16 protein-coding genes, 3 tRNA genes and 3 rRNA genes are annotated in these 23,490 nt (G+C 56.1%); 10 read left to right on the forward strand and 12 right to left on the reverse strand.

Annotation, left to right across the window (positions count from 1 at the left end; translation table 11 throughout):
- Positions 1 to 20: 20 nt before the first annotated feature.
- The 3 genes from INR77_RS04065 to INR77_RS04075 form a co-directional block, all read right to left on the reverse strand.
- The gene (locus INR77_RS04065; RefSeq protein WP_223072643.1) at positions 21 to 1,016 is read right to left on the reverse strand and encodes a retroviral-like aspartic protease family protein; all 996 of its coding nucleotides are present in this window, start codon (positions 1,014 to 1,016) and stop codon (positions 21 to 23) included.
- Positions 1,017 to 1,136: 120 nt separating this feature from the next.
- The gene (locus INR77_RS04070; RefSeq protein ID WP_223072644.1) at positions 1,137 to 2,666 is read right to left on the reverse strand and encodes a lipopolysaccharide biosynthesis protein; all 1,530 of its coding nucleotides are present in this window, start codon (positions 2,664 to 2,666) and stop codon (positions 1,137 to 1,139) included.
- A gap of 249 nt (positions 2,667 to 2,915) precedes the next feature.
- On the reverse strand, positions 2,916 to 3,281 hold the full coding sequence (locus INR77_RS04075; protein WP_223072645.1) for a hypothetical protein: 366 nt from the start codon (positions 3,279 to 3,281) through the stop codon (positions 2,916 to 2,918).
- A gap of 151 nt (positions 3,282 to 3,432) precedes the next feature.
- On the opposite strand from INR77_RS04075, the gene INR77_RS04080 reads away from it, so the two are divergent.
- The 10 genes from INR77_RS04080 to INR77_RS04125 all read left to right on the forward strand — a co-directional run bounded on the left by INR77_RS04080 (position 3,433) and on the right by INR77_RS04125 (position 15,676).
- Positions 3,433 to 4,918, forward strand: a 16S ribosomal RNA gene (locus tag INR77_RS04080).
- Positions 4,919 to 5,096: 178 nt separating this feature from the next.
- Positions 5,097 to 5,173 (forward strand) — tRNA-Ile (locus tag INR77_RS04085).
- Positions 5,174 to 5,183: 10 nt separating this feature from the next.
- Positions 5,184 to 5,259, forward strand: a tRNA-Ala gene (locus tag INR77_RS04090).
- 283 nt (positions 5,260 to 5,542) lie between these two features.
- Positions 5,543 to 8,335: ribosomal RNA gene (locus INR77_RS04095) — 23S ribosomal RNA — on the forward strand.
- Positions 8,336 to 8,466: 131 nt separating this feature from the next.
- Positions 8,467 to 8,581, forward strand: a 5S ribosomal RNA gene (rrf, locus tag INR77_RS04100).
- The 16S, 23S and 5S rRNA genes sit together here with 3 tRNA genes alongside, the layout of an rRNA operon.
- Positions 8,582 to 8,826: 245 nt before the next feature.
- Positions 8,827 to 8,903, forward strand: a tRNA-Met gene (locus INR77_RS04105).
- A gap of 199 nt (positions 8,904 to 9,102) precedes the next feature.
- Positions 9,103 to 11,751, forward strand: a complete 2,649-nt coding sequence (locus tag INR77_RS04110; protein WP_223072646.1) for a DEAD/DEAH box helicase family protein — start codon at positions 9,103 to 9,105, stop codon at positions 11,749 to 11,751.
- Between the two features lie 171 nt (positions 11,752 to 11,922).
- A complete protein-coding gene (locus INR77_RS04115; RefSeq protein WP_223072657.1) occupies positions 11,923 to 13,332 on the forward strand; it encodes a phospholipase D-like domain-containing protein in 1,410 nt (469 codons plus the stop codon).
- Between the two features lie 127 nt (positions 13,333 to 13,459).
- Positions 13,460 to 14,761 (forward strand): hypothetical protein, encoded by a 1,302-nt coding sequence (locus tag INR77_RS04120; RefSeq protein WP_223072658.1) that lies wholly within the window; start codon positions 13,460 to 13,462, stop codon positions 14,759 to 14,761.
- A 99-nt stretch (positions 14,762 to 14,860) separates the two neighbouring features.
- Entirely contained in the window at positions 14,861 to 15,676 is an 816-nt protein-coding gene (locus INR77_RS04125) for a formate/nitrite transporter family protein (protein WP_223072659.1), read from the forward strand.
- 14 nt (positions 15,677 to 15,690) lie between these two features.
- Here INR77_RS04125 and hemN read toward each other — a convergent pair whose 3' ends face one another.
- The 9 genes from hemN to ccoO all read right to left on the reverse strand — a co-directional run bounded on the left by hemN (position 15,691) and on the right by ccoO (position 23,484).
- A complete protein-coding gene (hemN, locus tag INR77_RS04130) occupies positions 15,691 to 17,001 on the reverse strand; it encodes an oxygen-independent coproporphyrinogen III oxidase (RefSeq protein ID WP_223072660.1) in 1,311 nt (436 codons plus the stop codon).
- Positions 17,002 to 17,108: 107 nt separating this feature from the next.
- A complete protein-coding gene (locus INR77_RS04135; RefSeq protein ID WP_223073619.1) occupies positions 17,109 to 17,324 on the reverse strand; it encodes a hypothetical protein in 216 nt (71 codons plus the stop codon).
- Positions 17,321 to 17,473, reverse strand: a complete 153-nt coding sequence (gene ccoS, locus INR77_RS04140) for a cbb3-type cytochrome oxidase assembly protein CcoS (RefSeq protein ID WP_223072661.1) — start codon at positions 17,471 to 17,473, stop codon at positions 17,321 to 17,323. Before ccoS ends, INR77_RS04135 begins: the two co-directional genes overlap by 4 nt.
- Positions 17,470 to 19,608, reverse strand: a complete 2,139-nt coding sequence (locus tag INR77_RS04145) for a heavy metal translocating P-type ATPase (RefSeq protein WP_223072662.1) — start codon at positions 19,606 to 19,608, stop codon at positions 17,470 to 17,472. Before INR77_RS04145 ends, ccoS begins: the two co-directional genes overlap by 4 nt.
- A complete protein-coding gene (locus INR77_RS04150; protein ID WP_223072663.1) occupies positions 19,609 to 20,067 on the reverse strand; it encodes a FixH family protein in 459 nt (152 codons plus the stop codon).
- Positions 20,067 to 21,617: a cytochrome c oxidase accessory protein CcoG gene (ccoG, locus tag INR77_RS04155; protein ID WP_223072664.1), complete on the reverse strand. Its 1,551-nt coding sequence runs from the start codon at positions 21,615 to 21,617 to the stop codon at positions 20,067 to 20,069. Before ccoG ends, INR77_RS04150 begins: the two co-directional genes overlap by 1 nt.
- Positions 21,604 to 22,554, reverse strand: coding sequence for a cytochrome-c oxidase, cbb3-type subunit III (gene ccoP, locus INR77_RS04160; protein WP_223072665.1), 951 nt, complete (start codon positions 22,552 to 22,554; stop codon positions 21,604 to 21,606). Before ccoP ends, ccoG begins: the two co-directional genes overlap by 14 nt.
- The gene (locus INR77_RS04165; RefSeq protein ID WP_223072666.1) at positions 22,547 to 22,708 is read right to left on the reverse strand and encodes a cbb3-type cytochrome c oxidase subunit 3; all 162 of its coding nucleotides are present in this window, start codon (positions 22,706 to 22,708) and stop codon (positions 22,547 to 22,549) included. The genes ccoP and INR77_RS04165 overlap by 8 nt, the downstream gene beginning before the upstream one ends.
- Positions 22,705 to 23,484 (reverse strand): cytochrome-c oxidase, cbb3-type subunit II, encoded by a 780-nt coding sequence (ccoO, locus tag INR77_RS04170; protein ID WP_223072667.1) that lies wholly within the window; start codon positions 23,482 to 23,484, stop codon positions 22,705 to 22,707. The genes INR77_RS04165 and ccoO overlap by 4 nt, the downstream gene beginning before the upstream one ends.
- Between the last annotated feature and the right edge of the window lie 6 nt (positions 23,485 to 23,490).

Raw genomic sequence — 23,490 nt, forward strand, 5'->3', positions numbered from 1 at the left:
TTACTGCAAGCGCTCGGGCCTCAAAAGCCGAAGCTTTTGGTTCCCCGCCGGTTGCGCCTGATGGCGCGAGCAACGTCGCGCGGCACATCGAAGAGCACCCGCTTTTCGCTAAAATCAATCGCCACCCGGTCAAAGAAGCGCAAATGCTGCATCCCAAGGGCAAGCACAGGTTTGTCGCCAAGGCCGAGTGCTTCGAATGCTGGTGTATCGGCAAAGGTCAAAGCGACATTGGCAAGTTCAAGCCCGCCGATCTTGAGTGAGCGCAAAGCCTGCATCTGGCCGGTCATGCTCACGCCGTTAACGTCGGTAGTGACAACCTCTTGCGCGCGTTTACGACGGATCTTTTCGCGCAAGGCCGTGCTGCCGATGCTCGCCTGAGCGCCGGTGTCGATAATTACCGTGGCGCGCACCCCTTCGACCACGGCATCAGTTATCAGCAATTGTCCAAACTGCGGATTGGCGCGCACGATAATCTCAAAGCCTTTGCGATAATTGCTCTGCGAAGAGACATCTTGCACCGCGATTGTCTCCTCTCGAAAATCGAGAAGCACGCGGTAATCCTGCAAACTATCAAGGCCCAGAATGCCATGCGCGCCAACATTATTGGCATCAAGCACGGGAGATATGAGGTCATAGACCGTCTGCTGGCCAAAACTCATCTCGTCCACTTCCACAAGCTCTACCGGGCGACGGCTGGCCATGCCCACCAATGTCGCGGTTCCCGATGGCTTCAGACCAAGTTGGCGATTGATCTGGCTGGTGACAGCAGTCGCCTGGCTGCCTGTGTCTATCATGAAATTGAAAGGGCCCTGACCCTCGATCATCACAGGCACAGTGTATCGACGCGCGCGATCTTGATTGAGGTCGAGAATTTCGGTGTTCGGATCGGCCAGGTCTGGCGCGATAGCTCCTGTTTCCAGGCCTTGTGTGTCGTTTGGCGGTTCAACCGCCACAGCGGCGGGGCTCGATGCGATCAGGCTCGCGGCGATTGCGGGTAATGCGCTAAGCAGGCTCATCTCTTTATCCTCTCAACAGCAGCCTTGAGCTCATGGGGGGCGCGAGCTCGGCTCTTTATAGAGCGAGATTACCAGACAAAGACGTTCGGCCCAAATGCGACCTTTGCAACATTCAGAGATTCAGATGAGGGTGGTCTGACTCTCGTGCGGTCCGCGATTACGGATCAGGGCCCATGTCTCGCGCACGATGCTGCGGTATCCAAACCAGAACGTGGCTGCATATACACCTGCACCGATAAGGCTGCTGCGAACCAAAGCGAAGAACGGGCTATCAATCGGCACGAACCGCTCCACCCCAAGAACGGCAACCGTCATCGCGCCGCAAGCGATTATGATCGGAGTAAGCGCGCGGCCCAGTTCAAAAGGTGTCACCCCGATGCGCGGCAAAGTGACGGTCAGTGTGATCAGGCAAAGCAGAGGCGCAGCATATCCCCACGCATCGACAAGACCCATTGCACCGTGTGAACCCTCGCCCCCGATCTGCCAAAGGAACATTGCCGGAAAGATTACCGCGCCAGCGATCGAGGTGAAGAGGTAGACTTTAGGGCGCCCCATCGCATTGGTCACTGGCGAACATATAAGGTGCAGCGCAAATGCTGGCATTGCGACGGTGAGCCCTGCGAAGATTGGAATGAGGCTGAGCCACTTTTCCCCCATCAAGACAGGGATCACCTGCTCGGCTGTAAGCGCAAGGCCTATATATATAGGCGCGCACACCATCATCACGAGGCGGGCAGTCTTCAGGAAGTAAGGACCAAGAGGCTTCTTTGCCCGGTGAAGCTCGGAATAGGCGGCAAGCGCCACCTCATTAATGGGGGGAATAAATCGGCCTGTGACTACCAGCGCCAGGAAGAGCGCCTGAGTATAAAGCCCAAGATCATATGTTTCGAGCAAGCGCCCTGCGATCACCACATCGGATTGCGACTGGATGATCCAGAACAATTGGCACAAGGTGAGCACGCCGCCATAGCTGAACAGATCCCATGCGCCTTTAGGGGTGAAAACAGGCGTTATCCAGAACCGAGCGGCAATCATCAGGAAGCAGGCGCGGCTCACGAAAATCGACAGGCCTGCATATATAAGGGCCCACACGCCCCATCCTGCCCATGCAAGTATAAGCGCGGTGAAAGCGCCGACCAGAGCGCTTCCCATATTGGCCTTGGCCTGTTTCCTGAACTCAAGGCCCCGCGCGAGCCATTCAGACGGCATCGCTATAAAAGGAATGGTGAGGAAGATAGCCGCCTGCACGCGCAAAAGGTCGGCAACCACGGGTTCTTTAAAATAGGCGGCTGCATATGGGGCGAAAACGAACTGGATCGCTGCAAGAAGCACATTCGCTATAATAAGCATCCCGAACACTTGCCCCACACGCCTGTCATCAATGCGGTCTGTCTGGACGATTGACGTCGCGAAGCTTTGCCCATTGAGGAAGGCGAGGGTGGTCACCACCACCTGGCTCATGGCGAAAAGGCCATAGTCTGCCGGATCTAGGAGACGCACCACCAGAAAGGTTGATGTCCAGGTGATGATCTGCGCCGCAACCTGTGCACCCCAACGCCATACAAAGGCGCTGCGCACGCGCGCGGCAAAGCCAGCGTCATGCGTATCGCCTGTATGAGGCATACCATCTGCGGGGGTGCGGGCAGTCATATATGGGAGCCTTAGAGGGCAAAGGTGAAAAAAGGGTCCACATCCCTCACGCCGAACAAAGATGGCGGGAAAGCCGGCCAGAATAACATCTGCGCTGTCACAACGATCTAATGCGACTGCGGCGCGACCGATTCTTACGCTTGCTCGTTATTTGATTCGCCTGAGCGGTAAAGATTCGCCTGTCTGACGCGACAGATCGGTCCGATTCACCGATTCAGGTGCTCCGATTCTAGCGTTTTTAGGGGTGATTCAGCCGATTTTGCCCCTGAGCCGGTTTTTGAGCATCCGGGGAGCGATTTTGAAGCCGACAAATAATCTCGTTTTTTCAGTGGCTTGCAAATTTTTTGAAACAAAACCGCAAAAAGCCCTTGCCCGAATCCCGAACCACGCATAGATGGGCTCCACCGACGCGGCGCTGACGGCTTCCACCGCCCGCCACGATCGGTCGCCAAGATAAACGGACAGCCGGCTCCCCCGGTGTAAATCGGGGAACCAATCGCTGTCCGCTATTACTGTCTCGGCGGCTCTTTGACATTGTTGGTTTTTGATGAAGGGACATGTGGGCGACGGCGCCTGGTCTGCGAGCTTCAAGGTCGCAGTAACCAGTACAGTCAAGCCGGTGCCACATCCTGATCGCCTCCACAGGCGGTTTGTGATGATACATGTTCATTCGTATCCATTACGTTTGACAGTGCAGGTATCGGCTCCTTGATATTCTGGCTAGTCAGATTTGCGGGTTTTCCCGTGTCTGGTTGGTTAGTCTCACAAACTTGAGAGTTTGATCCTGGCTCAGAACGAACGCTGGCGGCATGCCTAACACATGCAAGTCGAACGAACCCTTCGGGGTTAGTGGCGCACGGGTGCGTAACGCGTGGGAACCTGCCTTTAGGTTCGGAATAACTCAGAGAAATTTGAGCTAATACCGGATAATGTCTTCGGACCAAAGATTTATCGCCTTTAGATGGGCCCGCGTTAGATTAGATAGTTGGTGGGGTAATGGCCTACCAAGTCGACGATCTATAGCTGGTCTGAGAGGATGATCAGCCACACTGGGACTGAGACACGGCCCAGACTCCTACGGGAGGCAGCAGTGGGGAATATTGGACAATGGGCGAAAGCCTGATCCAGCAATGCCGCGTGAGTGATGAAGGCCTTAGGGTTGTAAAGCTCTTTTACCAGGGATGATAATGACAGTACCTGGAGAATAAGCTCCGGCTAACTCCGTGCCAGCAGCCGCGGTAATACGGAGGGAGCTAGCGTTGTTCGGAATTACTGGGCGTAAAGCGCGCGTAGGCGGCGATCCAAGTCAGGGGTGAAATCCCGGGGCTCAACCCCGGAACTGCCCTTGAAACTAGATTGCTAGAATATTGGAGAGGTAAGTGGAATTCCGAGTGTAGAGGTGAAATTCGTAGATATTCGGAAGAACACCAGTGGCGAAGGCGACTTACTGGACAATTATTGACGCTGAGGTGCGAAAGCGTGGGGAGCAAACAGGATTAGATACCCTGGTAGTCCACGCCGTAAACGATGATAACTAGCTGTCCGGGCTCATAGAGCTTGGGTGGCGCAGCTAACGCATTAAGTTATCCGCCTGGGGAGTACGGTCGCAAGATTAAAACTCAAAGGAATTGACGGGGGCCTGCACAAGCGGTGGAGCATGTGGTTTAATTCGAAGCAACGCGCAGAACCTTACCAGCCTTTGACATCCTAGGACGGTTTCTGGAGACAGACTCCTTCCCTTCGGGGACCTAGTGACAGGTGCTGCATGGCTGTCGTCAGCTCGTGTCGTGAGATGTTGGGTTAAGTCCCGCAACGAGCGCAACCCTCGTCCTTAGTTGCCATCATTTAGTTGGGCACTTTAAGGAAACTGCCGGTGATAAGCCGGAGGAAGGTGGGGATGACGTCAAGTCCTCATGGCCCTTACAGGCTGGGCTACACACGTGCTACAATGGCATCTACAGTGAGCAGCGATCCCGCGAGGGTTAGCTAATCTCCAAAAGATGTCTCAGTTCGGATTGTTCTCTGCAACTCGAGAGCATGAAGGCGGAATCGCTAGTAATCGCGGATCAGCATGCCGCGGTGAATACGTTCCCAGGCCTTGTACACACCGCCCGTCACACCATGGGAGTTGGATTCACCCGAAGGTGGTGCGCTAACCTTTTAGGAGGCAGCCAACCACGGTGGGTTCAGCGACTGGGGTGAAGTCGTAACAAGGTAGCCGTAGGGGAACCTGCGGCTGGATCACCTCCTTTCTAAGGATACAAGCGAAAGCGCCGAGGCTAGACTTCGGAAGAGCTTCGCGAGTTCCAAAGAACATTGCCGTCGTCCTCATGTCCTTTCATCAATCGGAAACAGCACTTTCAGGGTGTTGTTATCCTGAGCTGGCTTTACACGCCCCTCGCGGCCTTTGGGTCAGTGAAGGACAGGTGTGGGCCTGTAGCTCAGTTGGTTAGAGCGCACCCCTGATAAGGGTGAGGTCAGAAGTTCAAATCTTCTCAGGCCCACCATTTTACCTAAGGGGCCTTAGCTCAGCTGGGAGAGCACCTGCTTTGCAAGCAGGGGGTCATCGGTTCGATCCCGATAGGCTCCACCAGGTAATTTTCCGATAGATGAAACGAAAGAGATTCTGCTTTCGAGCAGATAGGCGCATTGGCGCCGAGCATTTGACATTGTGAATGGGTTTTTAAATCGATGCCGTGGAGCATGGATTGTTGAACGCGAAGGGTCTAGCCGGCCTGTTTAGCAAACATCTATGCACCACATATCAATCAAATTGATTATCTGGCTGAGATAATTTCTCCGCATTATCGCGCTGACTTCGGTCGGTGCAGCGAGCGAACAAGCTTTTATGCAGGCTTGTCGTTGATAGTGTGGATTCTCAAGCGTGAGGTAAGAGCATTTGGTGGATGCCTTGGCATGTACAGGCGATGAAGGACGTGGCACGCTGCGATAAGCGTCGGGGAGTTGTGAGCAAACTTTGATCCGGCGATTTCCGAATGGGGAAACCCACCTTCACCATTTCTTTCATTCTTCGTTCGCGGAGATTGAGAGAGGTGGATAAGGTATCACCTTAGTGAATATATAGCTTTGGTGAAGCAAACCCGGGGAACTGAAACATCTCAGTACCCGGAGGAAAAGACATCAACCGAGATTCCCGTAGTAGTGGCGAGCGAACCGGGACCAGGCCAGTGCCTTTTCTATTATTAGCAGAACTCTCTGGAAAGTGAGACCATAGTGGGTGACAGTCCCGTATGCGAAAAGATTAGAAAAGGACTTGAGTAGGGCGGGACACGTGAAATCCTGTCTGAACATGGGGGGACCACCCTCCAAGCCTAAATACTCGTACATGACCGATAGCGAACACAGTACCGTGAGGGAAAGGTGAAAAGCACCCCGATTAGGGGAGTGAAACAGTACCTGAAACCGGATGCTTACAAGCAGTTGGAGCCCCATAGGGGGTGACAGCGTACCTCTTGCATAATGGGTCAGTGACTTAATCTAGCATGCAAGCTTAAGCCGTTAGGTGTAGGCGAAGCGAAAGCGAGTCTGAATAGGGCGACTGAGTATGTTGGATTAGACCCGAACCCCGGCGATCTAGGCATGAGCAGGTTGAAGGTGCGGTAACACGCACTGGAGGACCGAACCGTTGCATGTTGAAAAATGCTCGGATGACTTGTGTTTAGGGGTGAAAGGCCAATCAAGCCGGGAAATAGCTGGTTCTCCGCGAAATCTATTGAGGTAGAGCGTCAGATTTTTGCCATTGGGGGTAGAGCACTGGATGGACGCGGGCTGCGCGAGCGGTACCAATTCTAACCAAACTCCGAATACCAATGAGTCTAGTCTGGCAGACAGACGGCGGGTGCTAAGGTCCGTCGTCAAAAGGGAAACAGCCCTAACCTACAGCTAAGGTCCCCAAGTAATACCTAAGTGCGAAAGCATGTGGGAATCCCAAAACAACCAGGAGGTTGGCTTAGAAGCAGCCATCCTTTAAAGAAAGCGTAACAGCTCACTGGTCTAAATAAGGGTTCCTGCGGCGAAGATGTAACGGGACTAAAGGTATTCACCGAAGCTTAGGGTTGCAGTTTACTGCAGCGGTAGCGGAGCGTTCTGTAAGTTGATGAAGCGGAAGGGTAACCGACCGTGGAGATATCAGAAGTGCGAATGCTGACATGAGTAGCGATAAAGAGGGTGAGATGCCCTCTCGCCGAAAGACCAAGGGTTCCTGCTCAACGCTAATCGGAGCAGGGTTAGCCGGCCCCTAAGACGAGCCCGAAGGGGGTAGTCGATGGGAACCACGTAAATATTCGTGGGCTTGGAGGTGTGTGACGGTTTGCGGAAGTAGTTCAACCTTATTGGATTGGTTGGGCTGCCAAGTAGATCCAGGAAATAGCCCCTCCGTATAAACCGTACCCGAAACCGACACAGGTGGTCAGGTAGAGTATACCAAGGCGCTTGAGAGAAGTATCCTGAAGGAACTCGGCAAATTGCCTCCGTACCTTCGGAAGAAGGAGGCCCTGAATCGAGGCAACTCTTTTCAGGGGGCACAGGCCAGGGGGTAGCGACTGTTTAGCAAAAACACAGGACTCTGCTAAGTCGGCTTCAAGACGACGTATAGGGTCTGACGCCTGCCCGGTGCTTGAAGGTTAAGAGGAGGAGTGCGAGCTCCGAATTGAAGCCCAAGTAAACGGCGGCCGTAACTATAACGGTCCTAAGGTAGCGAAATTCCTTGTCGGGTAAGTTCCGACCTGCACGAATGGCGTAACGACTTCCCCACTGTCTCCAGGATATGCTCAGCGAAATTGAATTCTCCGTGAAGATGCGGAGTACCCGCGGTTAGACGGAAAGACCCCGTGCACCTTTACTGCAGCTTCAGAGTGGCATTAGGAAAGAACTGTGTAGCATAGGTGGGAGGCTTTGAAACTTGGGCGCCAGTCCGAGTGGAGCCATAGGTGAAATACCACCCTGTTGTTTTCTGATGTCTAACCTAGAACCGTTATCCGGTTCAGGGACCCTCTGTGGCGGGTAGTTTGACTGGGGCGGTCGCCTCCTAAAGAGTAACGGAGGCGCGCGATGGTAGGCTCAGGCCGGTTGGAAACCGGCTGCGAGAGTGCAATGGCATAAGCCTGCCTGACTGCGAGACCGACAGGTCGAGCAGAGACGAAAGTCGGTCATAGTGATCCGGTGGTCCCTCGTGGAAGGGCCATCGCTCAACGGATAAAAGGTACGCCGGGGATAACAGGCTGATACTGCCCAAGAGCTCATATCGACGGCAGTGTTTGGCACCTCGATGTCGGCTCATCACATCCTGGGGCTGGAGCAGGTCCCAAGGGTTTGGCTGTTCGCCAATTAAAGTGGTACGTGAGCTGGGTTCAGAACGTCGCGAGACAGTTTGGTCCCTATCTGCCGTGGGCGTCGATACTTGAAAGGAGTTGCCCCTAGTACGAGAGGACCGGGGTGAACATACCTCTGGTGTATCTGTCATTCCGCCAGGAGTGCCGCAGAGTAGCTATGTATGGACGGGATAACCGCTGAAAGCATCTAAGCGGGAAGCCTCCCTTAAGATTAGGTATTTTAGATCCGTCAGAGACCATGACGTTGATAGGCCAGGTGTGGAAGCGCAGTAATGTGTGGAGCTAACTGGTACTAATGATTTATTCGTGCTTGAGAATTCGCACTGTCAATGACAGGCCTGCCATTCGGCAGCGTCCGTCTTGCGGTGGAGAAAATCTCCAGCCAGACGTTCACATTTAGCCAAGACTTGATCATCGATTTATAACCCGCACATCCACAGGCTTCATTGCTTGGTGGTCCTAGCGACTGTGACCCACCCGATCCCATCTCGAACTCGGCCGTGAAACCAGTTAGCGCCGATGGTACTGTGTCCTAAGGCACGGAAGAGTAGGTCGCCGCCAGGCATTGCAGCTTGTGGAAGTGCAGGAAATAACCCATTCACTTGTCAAAGGGCTCTCCTTCACAGGATAGCCCTTTTGGCGTCTCTGAGGGCTTTGTCCTTTCGACGCCGCCCAAGGGAGTTATGATCCTTGGGGATGGCCAAACGAAACCGCAGGTTTCGCAAGGCCGACTGGCCGCCGCGCGGTGAGCGCGAAAGCCAAGCCGACGGATGTCGGCGCCCGGCGTCTGAGGGCGCTCGGTATGCTATCGCGGGATGGAGCAGTCCGGTAGCTCGTCAGGCTCATAACCTGAAGGTCGTTGGTTCAAATCCAACTCCCGCAACCAGCATCAAATTGAAAACCCACTAAAAAAAGGGCCTCGCTGTTCGCAGCTGAGGCCTTTTGTCGTTTGACTTTGCACAAACACGATCAGCACAAATTGATCTATTCAATCACAAGCGAGCGCGTGGCGGTCGTTCGCAACTCCTATTCCGAGGCTATGCGTCAGCCTTTCCAAGCTTTATCCCAATACCATGTTGGAGCGGATGCAGTTCTCAGGTGTTTGGCGCGATTATCAGGCCCGCGTACTTGCGCAGATGGAAGACCATCTCGGTGATGACCGCCTCCATGTGGTCGCAGCGCCCGGGGCAGGGAAGACGGTCCTTGGCCTGGAGATCGTGCGCAGGCTCGCCCGGCCCGCACTGGTCTTTGCCCCAAGTCTTGCCATCCGCGATCAGTGGCGCGAGCGGCTGAGCCCGCTGTTTATGAACGATTTGCCGGGGTCGGAGGAAATATCTTGCGATTTGAGAGAGGCAAAGGTGCTCACCTTGTCCACCTATCAATCCCTCGACAGTTTTCGGCGAAGCGATCAACTTTCTGCGCTGATTGAAGGGCTCAACGCCTCCGGACCTTTTACCCTCGTTTTGGATGAAGCGCATCACTTGCGCAAAGCTTGGTGGGATTGCCTCAACCGTCTTGCGAATGAACTTGAAGACCTGAAGATCGTCGCGCTCACGGCGACCCCGCCCTATGATGCGAGCTTTGCCGAATGGAACCGGTATGAACGCCTTTGCGGGCCTATCGACCTCGAAATCGGTATCCCCGAATTGGTGCGCGCTGGCGATCTGTGTCCACATCAGGATCATTTGACGCTTTCTCGGCCAACGGCCGATGCGCTTGAGCTTCTCAATCGGCGAGCAAAGGCCATTTATGCCCTGCAACGCGACTTGCGGGAAGATACTGAGCTTCTTCAATGGCTTGAAAGCCACCCATGGCTAACGGACCCGGAAAGTCATGTCGAGCAGGTGCTTGAAGCTCCAGAAATGCTTTCATCGGTGCTGGTCTTGCTCGGATCTGCGGGACACGCACTCCCGCCCCTGCCATTGAAGCTTTTGGGCGTAAAAGCCGCTCAACTGCCGCGTCCGTCACAATTCTGGCTGGAACAGTTGCTCGACGGTTTAGTGTTCATCCACCGCGAGGCTTTCCCGTTATCAGCGGAGCGATACAAATCGCTCGAAAGGCGGCTCCATCGGGAAGGTTTAATTGAGGGCAAGCGCGTGCGCTTGTCGCACACACGATCGATCTTCCGCTTGCTTGCTTCATCGCTCGGCAAGATGGAAAGCATTTGCGAAATCGCGTCGCGCGAAGAGGCTTGTCTTGGCAAAGAACTGCGTATGGTCGTTTTGTCCGATCATATTCGTGCAAGCGAATTGCCACGCCGCGCAAGCGACCCTTTTGAACCAGCAAAGCTGGGCGTGATCCCGATCTTTGAAACACTGCGGCGCAAAGGGATTTGTGTCGATCATCTGGCGGTCCTGACTGGCAGCCTTGTAATCGTTCCCGCCCCTGTACAGGCGGCATTGGCACCCGTCTGTGAACAGCTTGGGCTCGAACTCGATACCGTCCGCACCAAACCGATGCCAGCTTGCCCGGCGCACCTTGAACTCACTTGCGCACATTCAGCGGATGCAACACGCCTTGTGACTGCACTGTTCCAACGCGGCGACATCCGCATTCTTGTGGGCACGCAATCACTGCTGGGCCAAGGGTGGGATGCGCCGGCGCTCAATTCGCTTGTCCTTGCAAGCAACACCGCTTCTTTCGTGCTCTCCAACCAGATGCGCGGTCGAGCCATTCGTATCGACCCACACAACCCCGACAAGGTGTCCAACATCTGGCACCTCGCGACAATTGAACCTCGCATGGAAGGCCTTCACGAAGCCATCGCCGCTTCGCTCAATTGGGGCGCACTTAACGATGACGGTGCCGCAGGCCCCAGTGATATTGCCACCATTGCGCGGCGCTTTCGCGCGTTCGAATGTATTTCCAATGGTCCCTCGGACCTCATTGAAAGCGGCCTTGGCAGATTGGGACTGGACGCAAGGCTCGGCGTCGAGGGCCAAAACGCGGTAACTTTTGAAAACGCCAGTGACCGGCCTGGAATTGCTGCGAAATGGGTAAGGTCGCTAGGGGCGGGTGAGGCGCGTTCACAAGTTCGCGAGACTGCGGCTCCGAATTATGCGCCACGCACACTCGCATGGAAAGATACGCTGCACGCGCTTGCATGGACCACCAGTGGCACTGCTGGCATGGCCTTTGCCGAAGGGATACGCAGTGCGACCTCGTTTACAGGGCTTGGACTTTTGGCACTTGGCGCTGCCGGGGTGGCTACAGCTGCAAGCTTTCCCAGCGTGTTCAAAGCGGCAAGGCTCTTGTGGCGCAATGGTTCGCTCGAAGGGAGCCTCGAACAAGTCGGGCGCGCCATCCTTGAATGTCTGTCCACCTTCGGCCTCATAAGCGCCGAAGACCTGAAAGGCGCTGAATTTGAAATCCGGTCGACCATGGATGGGCGCAAGGACGTAATCGTCAAGGGCGTCAGCCGTGCCGCCGAACGGCAGATCTTGCAGGCATTCGCCGAAGTCTTGGGCCCGGTCCAAAATCCGCGCTATCTACTGTCGCGCAAGTCATGGCTGGGCTCAATCGGACGCGAGGATTACCACGCTGTCCCGGCAAGCCTTGGCGCACGCAAGGAAATCGCCGAAATGTTTGCCAAGCTCTGGAACGCGAAAGTCGGCTCTTCGAAACTCATCTTCACGCGCAGCGCGGATGGGCGACGCTTTTTGCTTCGGGCAAGAATGCGCTCTTTTGCTGCTGGGTTTCAAAGGTCAGTTGATCGCCGTTCGGCTTGGTTGTGAGCGGGTGCAGTGCACGCTTTATTTGCGACCATTGCGCCGCAGCCAGAGAAGCCGCTTGGTTTAGAAGTGTTTGAGCGCTATCCCAATGGCTAAGGCGACTTCAGCTTCCGGCTTTAGGTTCGCGACAATTTCATTACCGCGCGCAGGTGCGATGCAAAGGAACGATGCTTCGTGGATCCTGAAAATTTCCTTCGCTCCGGCGAGAATTGTTGGAAAGCAACCCGCGCTGAAAGAGCCACCCTTCTGGTCGATGGCGAGGATTATTTCCGTGCCGTGCGCAGTGCGATGATGAAAGCGCGCTCGCGTATTGTGATGCTTAGCTGGGACATTGATACGCGGGTGGAAATGTACGACACGCAAGGGCCCGTGGAGGGGCCACTTGCTCTGGGACCGTTCATCGAATGGCTGGTCAAGCGCAATCCCGAATTGCAGATTTACATCTTGCGCTGGGATATTGGTTCGCTGAAAACTCTGGCTCGCGGGTTGACTTTGTGGACGCTGCTGCGCTGGATTTTTCATCCGCGCATCCACCTCCTGCTCGACCGGCATCACCCGCCTTTGGCATCAGTCCATCGCAAGATCATCAGCATCGATGAATGCACTGCCTTTTGCGGCGGAATTGATGTCACCGAGAGCCGGTGGGACACGCGCGAACACCTTGAGCACAATCCTCTTCGCGCCTCGCCCGGAGGGACTGATGATGGACCCTGGCATGATGCCTCAATGATCGTTCAAGGGCCTGCCGCGCGTGAGCTGGCCGTTTATACGCAAAGCCGATGGGCAAGCGCCGGAGGCCGCCCAATGGCACCAGCCCACCCCACCGCGCACTGCTGGCCGGAATATCTTGAGCCGCAATTTCGCGATGTCGAAGTTGCGATTGTGCGCACTGAACCGGAGATGGAAGACCAAGAGGAGGTGCGCGAAGGTGAGCGCTTATTCCTCGACATGATCGCAAAGGCAAAGCGATGGATTTATGCCGAAAGCCAATACTTTGCCTCCACCGCGATTGCCGAGGCAATCGAAGCGCGTTTGTCGAGTGATGATTGTCCGGAAATTATCCTGCTGAACCCCGTCACAGCAGACGGCCCCATCGAAAGCGCGATCATGCAGCCGCAGCGCGCGGTCTTGCTTGAAGGCTTGATGGAACACCCTAATGCAGACCGCCTGCGCGTTTATCACCCGGTGACGGCGACGAACAAAGAGATTTACTGCCACGCCAAGATCATGATCGCCGACAATGATGTGCTCAGGATCGGGTCTGCCAATCTCAACAACCGTTCAATGGGGTTCGACAGCGAGTGCGACCTTGCTCTGTGCTCTGAAGGCAAGAGCGAGGTGCAAGACCGTATCGCTCACGTGCGCGCTGATCTGTTGGCTGAGCATTTGTCGCAACCGGTTGAGGCCGTTGCCCAGCGGCTTGAGGCCACTGGCTCATTGATTGAAGTTGTCGAGCATTTTTCGAAAGCTGCCCGCGATGCGGGAAAACGGACATTGCGCCCTTATGACTTTCCCGACCACGGACCAATGCAGCGTGCCATTGGCGAATCCAATCTGATGGACCCGGAAAGCAATGGCGACTGACCCTTAATCTCAAATGCGCGGGACATGGCTTGGCGCAGGAACGCATTGTGCTGCCAGTCATTTATCTTACCAAACGCCGCGCGCCGAGGCAGTGCGTTCCTGGCGAAATCAAAGGTAAGATCACCCTATGACGAACTCAAAAGACTGGCTCGAACCTGCTTTTGAAGCCATCGCCATTGACGATGATGGACGCGCGTGTGCCGACATTCCGGAGAGCGCTTGCAAAGATGAAGCCGGAAATTTCTTTGCCCATGTTTCGGCTCTCACCCTCTCCAAGAGCGGGGATGCGCTGGTCGACCCCAAGCTTGTCCTTAGCTGGCTGATGACATCGCTGGGAGCCCCTTCTGCGCTCGTTGGTCTGTTGGTGCCCATCCGCGAAGCGGGCGCTTTGTTGCCTCAGATGTTCACGGCCGAAAAACTGCGTGAATTGCCTCAGCGCAAATGGGCATGGTCGGCAGGCGCATCGGTTCAAGGGCTAGCCGCTTTGGCCATCGCCTTTGCGGCGCTGTTTCTAACCGGACTGCAAGCCGGGATCGCCATTCTGGCAGCGCTCACCGTGTTATCCCTTGCGCGGAGCGTGTGCTCGGTTTGCTATAAGGATGTGCTTGGAAAAACGGTCGATAAATCGCGCCGGGGCCGCGCCACCGGCCTTGCCAGCAGCCTGTCTGCAATCGCCGCGATCATCTTTGCTCTCGTGTTGTATTTCGGCAATTTCGAACGCTTTACCGTCGTAGTCGTAGCGCTTTTTGTAGCAGGTGTTGCGTGGATCGCCGGAAGCCTTGTCTTCACCTCGCTTTCCGAGGAGAAAGGCGCGACCGAAGGCGGGGCAAACGCATTCAAGTCGGCGATGGAAAACCTTCAGTATTTCAAAACCGAACCGCAGCTTCGCACCTTCATCATGACACGCGGCTTGCTCACTGCGACTGCCTTTGCTCCCCCGTTCATGGTCGCGTTGGGAACGCAAGGCCAAGAGGGTTCAAGCAGCTTGGGACTGCTTGTTTTCTCGTCGGCCCTGTCCGCGCTCTTGAGCAGTTTTATCTGGGGCACTTTGTCCGACCGATCGAGCCGCAAAGTGCTGATCATCGCATCAATTATCGGCGCCTCGGCCTTGGCGGCGACGGTTGCTGCATCGGCCCTCGGATGGATGCAGGGCGATTTTGTCCTTCCTGTGCTGCTCTTTGTCCTTATGGTCAGCTATCAGGGGGTGCGGCTGGGGCGCTCAACCCATCTGGTTGATATGGCAACAAGCGAAACGAGAGCGGCATTCACCGCGCTTTCGAACACCGCCATTGGTATCGTGCTTTTGGCAGGTGGAGTTTTCAGCCTGATTGCGAACTTTGCAGGGCTCGAAGTCACGCTGACGATCCTTGCGGTGATGTGCGCTCTGGCTATTTGGCCTGCGCTGGGCCTGGACGAGGTTCAAAGCTAGCCAATGATGAGTTTGAATTGCGCTATACCCAACTGGCGATCCGGTTCGTAAGTATGCGTTCGGTGCCTTAGCGCAGCCCCTATAAGATGAGATTGCAATATGTCTGATAAAAAGCCAGACCAGCAGGCATCCGAGCCCGGTGCGGATCACGCTGGCGATGCGCCCACCTCTCCAGAGATTTACATCGAAATCTCTCAAGAGGGCATCGAGGAAATGGAGCGGCCTTCGGCTTCGCTGTTCTGGTCGGCTATCGCAGCGGGACTACTGGTCAGCTTCTCGCTCATCGTAAAAGCTGCGCTTTATGCTGAGACGAGCGGGCTTTCCTTTGGACACGCGATTGACAGCCTTGGGTATACCATCGGCTTTATCCTTGTGATTTTCTGCCGTTTGCAGCTGTTTACCGAAAACACGATCACGCCAGTCTTGCCCACCATCGCAAAACCGACTCCTAAAAACTGCTGGAATACAAGCCGGGTTTGGGGGATCAGCCTTGTCGGCAATTTCATCGGCACTGCGATTATGGCCGCGCTGTTTGTTTTCACCCCTATTGTCTCTGAGGCGACCTTTGATGCCATGATGTCGATCAGCACGAAAGTCGCAGAGCTGGGTTTTCTGGAATCGTTGGTGAAGGGGATGCCATCGGGGCTGTTGATTGCGGCATTGGTGTGGATGCGGCCAAGTTCAGGCAACAGTTTTCTGGGGCTGGTTTTCCTCATTATCTATGTCATTGCCCTTGGCGACTTCACCCACGTTATCGTGGGATCGTGCGAGATTTTCCTGCTCGCATGGGAAGGCGAACGTGCGATTGCGCCGATGATGGTGAACAACATTTTGCCGACGCTGATTGGCAATGTCATCGGCGGAACAGCGCTGTTTGCGCTTCTCGCCTGGGCGCAGGTCAAAGACGAATTGTAGCGGGTTGCGCTTGCCTAAATCGCAGAGCTGAACTGGCGCGTTGTTGCTTTGCGATATGGGTCAAACAGGCTCGCGATTGTCCTAGCGTAAGGCAATCCCTCTGGCGTAATTGTCAGGGTCAAGCCATCAAGCCGGGCGAGTTCGCGTTCCAGAAACACGCTGAGTGCTTCACGCTGATCAGCCAGTAGACACGGGGTCAATTGAGCGACATTCTGGCACAGAAGGCCTTTAATGACGTCGCCTATCATCTGGTCCTTGGCGCTGCGCACGATACCATCAGCGCCGCATAAAAGCCCTTGCGAGGACAGCATCCGATAGCGGCCTGAGTTCTTTTCATTTTGTACGATCAGGTCGGGAAAGACGTTGATCGCTGACGAGCCAAGACCAATGAGAACTGGCGCGGTGTCATCGGTAAACCCCTGAAAATTGCGATTCAACGTGCCCCGCCGCGCCGCCACAGCCAAAGGATCGGAGCTCTTCGCGAAGTGGTCAAAGCCAACCGGCTCATACCCATGGGACGTGAGATAGCCGAAGCCTTGGCGTGCCATTGCGAAACGGGTGTCCTTGCCCGGAAGGGCGCTTGCATCAATCACCCTTTGGCGCGGGATAATATGCGGCACATGGGCATAGCCGAACAGTGCAATCCGGTCCGCGCCCAAGAGCTGCGCGCAATCAAGGCTCTCTTCCACATCTTCAAGTGTCTGATGAGGCAGGCCATACATCAGATCGAAATTGAGCGAAGTAACGCCCGCATCGCGCAGCCATTGCACGGTTTGACAAATCAGGCCGTCGCCTTGCTCGCGCCCGATGGCTTTCTGGCAGTGTGCGGCGAAAGTCTGCACGCCAAGGCTTGCCCTTGTGATGCCCGCCTCGCCAATGACCTCGGACCAGTCGCCTGACATTGTGCGCGGGTCAATTTCGATCGACCATTGCGTGTCATGCAGCCAGAAATGCCGATTGAGGGCGTCGACAAGGTCAAGAAATTCTGAGGGTAGGATCGCATTCGGACTTCCCCCGCCAAAGGCAATCCGGCGCACGCCAGCTTCGCGTGGCAACAGCTTTGCAACCGTCTCTATCTGAGCGTGGAGAGCGCTCAGATAGCTTTCAACCCGTTGCCGCCTGCCGCTCGCGGCGGTGTTACAGCCGCAGTAAAAGCAAATCTTCTCACAAAACGGGATGTGCACATAAAGCGAGATGTCGCCTGTCGTTTGCTCGATCTGTGTTTCAAGCGCGCGCGGCGACAACTCGCCAAAATCGGCAGCTGTTGGATAGCTGGTGTAGCGCGGAACAGGAGTTTCGAGCAGTTCAGGGTAATAAGGCCACATTTGTTTATGCTCGCTCCATAGTATTAGGGTCCGGCATCCGACGCAGGGGGGGGCAGCGCGGATGCCGGAGTGCTGCTATGGAGAAACGGAACTGGAGCGTCTTTGCGCTAGATCAAATTGCCCTTTTTGGGCTTCTCGCGGCACGTGCCTGCATGACAGGCTTGCGGGTCGCATGGGTGATCGTCTGCCGGTGTTTCATTACCAAGCGGGATGCTGATCTGCCCCCCGCTGCATAATTCAATCAGCAGCGATTTCTCATCGTTTGGCAGCGGGCCTGTCATTATGGGCACGAGTGCTGCGAAGGCGAGACACGCTTTGATCACTGATCGTCTCCCTCATCGTCGATAAGGATGCGTGTGGCGGCGCCGTCCATGTCTTCATATTGTCCGGTCTTCATCGCCCAAAAGAAAGCGAGAAGGCCAAGCGCGCCCATGCCAAGAGCAATCGGGATGAGAAACATGAGGATGCTCATTTGGCAGCTCCGTTGAGGCGCAAAGAATTGGCGACCACCACAAGGCTGCTCACCGACATGGCGATGGCAGCGATCAGCGGGGTAACATACCCAAACAGCGCAAGCGGCACGGCGAGCGCGTTGTAGAGAATCGAAAAGCCGAAGTTTTGCCGCACGATGCGCATGGTGGCGCGCGCCGCTTTGACCGCGAGGGCCACTGGCATCAGCTTTTCGCCAAGGAACACCGCATCTGCCGCTTGTTTGCTCGCATCGCTTGCGGTGCCCGGCGCGATAGAGGCGTGGGCTGCGGCAAGGGCAGGGCCGTCGTTCAGGCCATCACCCACCATCAAAGGTTTGTGGCCAGCGCCTTTCAACTGGTCGAGCATCTCCAGCTTTTCCTTGGGGCTCGCATCTCCAAAGCCTTTGATGCCAAGGGTGTTTGCAACCGCATCGACCGCTGCGCTGCGATCGCCTGAGACGATGGCGGCCTCCATGCCAAGTGCGCGCATCGCGTCCAGCGTTGCGGCTGCATCGCAGCGCAAAGGATCGTTAAAGGCGATGGTTTGCCCAAATTCTCCAATAGTCAGCTGTGTTGAAAGGCCAGCGGGCTGAAGCTCGTCTGTGCTGTTTTTGGGCCGCCCTAGGGTCGCGTTCTGTCCACGCCAGATACCGCGCATCCCTTCGCCGGAAACTTCTGTCACATCGATGAGTATGGCTGGCTCCACGCCTGCGGCTCGCAATGTCTTTGCCAGTCCCTTGCTCAAGGGGTGCGAACTAGACTGTGCGAGGGCTAAGGCCACGGATTTCTGAGCTTTGCTAAGATCATCAATTTGGGGAACAGGTTCGCCGACGGTCAAAGTGCCGGTTTTGTCCATCAGGGCGCTGTCGCACTCGGCGAGCCGTTCTAAAGCACTGCCATCCTTGACCAAAAGTCCACGTTTTAGAAGCGCGCCAGAGGCTACCACCTGCGCGGTCGGCACGGCTAATCCCATGGCGCAAGGGCAAGTGATTATCAGAACCGCAATCGCGATAACGAGCGATTGGTACCATCCAGCGCCCGCCACCATCCAGCCAACAAAGGCAAGCGCTGCAAGGCTGTGCACGGCAGGCGCATAAGCGCGGCTGGCACGGTCAGCGATGCGCACATATGAGCTGCGCGATTGACCCGCTTCGTCCATCAACCGCGCGATGTCGGCAATAGCTGTGTCTTGAGCCGTGGCGGTCAAACGCACGCGAATGGGCGCGCTAAGATTGATCGCGCCGGCCAGCACTGCGCTTCCAGTGGCGACGGGCTCAGGCCGACTTTCTCCGGTCAGCATGGAATTGTCGATGGCGCTGGCGCCTTCGATAACCTCGCCATCTGCGGCCAGTGCTTCACCAGCGGCGACAAGAGCAATCATGCCGGGCTCAAGGTCAGCAGCGGCAACGCTGCGGGTTGAACCATCCTCGTCCACGATTTGCGCCGATTTTCCCATTCGGCCAAGCAGCGCGCCGATCCCGGCCCGCGTCTTGTCGCGCATCACCGCATCAAGCGCGCGCCCTGCGAGCAGGAAGAACAAAAGCATCACCGCGCTTTCGAAATAGGCGTGCTCCCCGCCGGTTGCCGTTTCATACAGGCTCAGCGCGGTTGCCAGAATAACGCCGATGGAGATGGGAACGTCCATATTGGTGCGCCCGTGCTTCAAAGCCATAAGCGCTGAGGCGAAAAACGGCCGCCCGGAATATGCGATCACGGGAAGAGCGATCAGGGCGGAAAGCCAATGGAAAAGCTCGCGCGTAGCTCCTTCAGCCCCCGACCAGATGCTGACCGAAAGGAGCATGATGTTCATCATGCCAAAACCCGCAACACCCAGCGCGCGGACCAGCTGCGTGCGCTCCTTATCATCGGCGCCAAGGGGGTTTTCTTCGACCGCCTGCGCCTCAAAGCCGAGCTGTTCAAGCGCGCGGGTCAGGGACGCTTCGTCCATGTTTGGTTCGTGTTCGATGGCAACACGCTTGGCAGAGAAATTGACGCGCGCGCTGGCAATCCCGTCCACTTTCACAAGCTCGCGTTCAATCTTTGCGATACAGCCAGCGCATTTGATACCCGGGACAGTGAAGCGTGTCGCGGTCAGCTCTGCTGCGGTTTGCTGGGGAAGAGGGACGGGAGCGTTCACTTAAAGTTCGCTCTCGCTTATCCAGACATCATCGCCAGAGGTGATGGTAAGGCGCATGGTCCAGCGGCCTGCGTCAACCGGCTGGGTGGAAGCGAAAGTGCCGCCACCTTTGGGGGCAAAATCAAGGCTGGCAAAAGCGTGCTCTCCAATCGGGCGGCGAAGTTCGGCGCTAACGACTGCTCCTTCGGGCACATATTGCGTGGTGATGGTGACGTGGCCGCTCTCACCGCGCTCGGCCGACGCCTTCCACCCAAGCGCCTTGGATGCTTCGGCCGCTTCCAGCCAGCGATTGAAGTTCTGGCTCGCGACATAGGAGTTGTTCACAACCACCCCGTGAAATCCGCCCACAGCAAGGCTCGCCATGGTGAAGTTGACCGCCGCGACAATGCCAAAGCCTGCGACAAAGATCAGCGCGACGCGGCGCCCTGTCAGTCGTTGCTTGTTTGAAGTGCTTGCCACTATTCGCCTCCTGGCAGGGTGAACACTGTTTCTTCGACGTCGCGTTCGCGTTGTTCATCGAGAGAAGTCAGTTCAAAAGAAAAGGTGTCGGTCGTGGTCCCTTGAGGCACGCTTACGTAGGTGCGCACGATCCGCGTTTGGTCAGCAGGAACGGTGATGGTCTGAGTGGGAGCGGCAGCATCGCGCCCGATCCGGTCAGTCCACATGACTGAGCCTTCGGGCAGGCCTTTAAGCGCAACTTCCATTTCACGCGGGCGCGCTTCCATATTGCGCAGGCGAAGCGTGAAGGCGTTACGCACAGAGCCATCTTTCATCAGCATGAATGGCGGATTGCGTTCCGGCGATACGGTCAAATCGGTGTGTGTGCGGGTGCCAAGCGAGAAGAGCAGAGCTGCGCCAATCGCCGCCCATACGCCGAAATAGATAAAGGTGCGCGGACGCAGCAGAGCCTTGTAAGCAGGTTGAGCGGGAGCGCCTGCCGCCTCCGCTTCGCACTGGTCAAGGGTGGCATAATCGATAAGGCCGCGCGGGCGGTCGATCCCTTTCATAATGCGATCACACGCATCAATGCACAATCCGCAGGTGATACAGCCGATCTGCTGGCCTTCGCGAATATCAATGCCCGTGGGGCACACCGCAACACATTCGCGGCAATCAATGCAATCGCCGTATTTTTCCGGCTCTTTCTTCGCTTTTTTAAGGCTTCCGCGCTGTTCGCCGCGCCAGTCTTTGTAAGTAACAATGAGCGATTTCTCGTCGAGCATCGCGCCCTGAATACGCGGCCACGGGCACATATAAATGCACACTTGTTCGCGCATAAAACCGCCAAGCCAGAAAGTGGTGCCGGTCAGAACCGCTACAGTCATGTAAGCAACCGGATCGGCATTCAGCGTGAAGAAATCGCGCGCTAGCGTCGGCGCATCGGCGAAGTAGAGAATCCATGCCCCGCCAGTCACCATCGCAATGAGCAGGTAAACCGCCCACTTGCTGGTGCGCCGCGCGATTTTCGATGCGGTCCAAGGTGCCTTGTCCAATTTCATCCGGGCATTGCGGTCGCCATCAAAGAAGCGGTCGACGTGCTGAAACAGGTCGGTCCAGACCGTTTGCGGACAGGCATATCCGCACCACGCCCGGCCCACCGCACTGGTGACAAGGAACAGGCCAATCCCTGCCATGATGAGAAGGCCTGCGACAAAGTAAAATTCGTGCGGCCAAATCTCGATGTCGAACATATAGAAACGGCGATTGGCAAGATCGATCAACACCGCTTGATCGGGCGCATATGGCCCACGATCCCAACGGATCCATGGGGTCACATAGTAGATCGTCAGGGTGACGAGCATGATGAGCCATTTGAAGCGGCGAAACGGGCCATCGATCCGCTTGTTATGGACGTTTTCACGCTTGGCATAAAGCGAAGGAGATCCGCCGGGTACCGGGGGCGATGGGGGACGCGAGGCGGCGCCTGTTTTATCGAGCGCAGTGCTCCACCGGCTGGCCCCTTTTTTGGGATCAGCCAGTGGAGTTTCGAGTTGGTCAGAGTTGGCCATTGCCTTCTGCTCCTTCAGCCATCGCCACTTGAGCCTCATCTTCGGCTGCGTCTGTGGCGGGCTCCGCCTTGGTTTCTTCACCGCCACCGCGTGAGTGGACATAGGCTGCAAGCATCTTGATGGTGACAGGGTCCAGCTTGTCGCTCCATCCCGGCATCACACCGTGACGAGGGTTGGAGATTTGCTGGCGAATGCTCGCCTCGCTACCGCCATAAAGCCAGATCGCATCATTCAATGCAGGCGCGCCCTGAATACGGTCGCCCGATCCGCTTGAGTTGTGGCACGCGGCGCAATTGGTTTCGAACAATTCAGCGCCCGCCGCGCTTCCCGGCCCGTCGCCGCTCAGCGACTTTACGTGCGCAACCAGTGCACTAATCTGACTTTGATCGAAGATGTCGCCAAAGGCTGGCATCAGTGAGAAGCGCGTTTGATCTGACCCTTCCCAGCGGATGCCGTGGGTGAGCGTGTATTGAATGGCTTCAAGATCGCCGCCCCAAATCCAGTCATCGTCATTAAGGTTGGGATAGCCATACTGCTCATACCCCGCAGCGCCCGCGCCGTGGCATTGGACGCAGTGTTGCTTAAACGCTGATGCACCGCCAGAGATCGCTTGCCCTAAAAGTTCAGGGTCAGCCGACAGCTTAGTGATGTCGGTAGCCGCTATCCTCTCAAAGGTGGTTTGGCGTGCCAAATCGGCAGCACTCATTTCCTTGGCCAATTCGCCGCGCGAGGACCATCCGAGCACACCATCCGTCGCTTTTTCAACCATCGGCCATGCCGGATAAAGCACGACGTAAACGAGCGCCCAGGCAATCGTTGCATAGAAGGTCCAAAGCCACCAGCGCGGCAGCGGGGTGTTCAGTTCTTCGATGCCGTCCCACTCATGGCCGACAAATTCGGTGCCTGTGGCTTCATCAATCCGGGACTTATCAGACATTTTCGTCCTCCTCGAAGATCGAGTTTTTGGCCTCTTCAACGCGGGCCTTTGAATGGGGGAGGAAGCTCCACCCGCACAGCAAAACATAAAGTGCGAATATCATCACAAGGCCGTAGCTGTCGGCGAGGTGACGAAGGGTTTCGTAAAAGCTCATCGACCCGTCTCCTGTGCAAGTTCCGCTTGGGCTGCGGCGCTGTCGACATCGACCAGCGTGCCGAGCATCTGAAGGTAAGCTATCAGAGCATCCATCTCTGTCACGCGGGTGGGATCGCCGTCGTAATCGCGGATTTGCGACTTGGGATAGCGTTCCTGAAGATCGCCAGCGTCCAATTCAGGATTGGCCTGTGCGTACAGGTCATTTTCCGCCATCTCGATATCAATCGCGCTGTAAGGCACGCCGACGCGCTGCAATGCGGTTAGATTGGCAGAGATGTCAGCGATGTGCAGCTTAGTGTCCGCAAGGAAGCTGTAGCTTGGCATGATACTCTGCGGGACCACGCTTTGCGGGTTTTTCAAGTGCTGAACGTGCCACTCATCCGAATAGCGACCGCCAACGCGTGCAAGGTCAGGCCCGGTGCGTTTTGATCCCCATTGGAAGGGGTGGTCGTACATACTTTCAGCCGCCAGCGAATAGTGGCCATAACGTTCCACCTCGTCGCGAAACGGACGGATCATCTGGCTGTGACAGGTGTAGCACCCTTCACGAATGTAGATGTCCCGGCCTGCTTGCTCGAGCGGGGTGTAAGGCCGCATCCCTTCGACTTCCTCGATCGTATTGTCGATCCAGAACAGCGGCGCGATTTCGACAAGTCCGCCAATTGCGACGGTCACGAGTGTGGCAGCTGCCAGCAGGGTGACGTTTTTCTCCAGCCTTTTATGGCCTTCGAAGGCGCCCTGATCGGGAGCGTTATTTTGAGAGGTCGTGCTCATTGGTAA

Source organism: Erythrobacter sp. SCSIO 43205 (assembly GCF_019904235.1).
In the GTDB taxonomy this organism is placed as follows: domain Bacteria; phylum Pseudomonadota; class Alphaproteobacteria; order Sphingomonadales; family Sphingomonadaceae; genus Erythrobacter.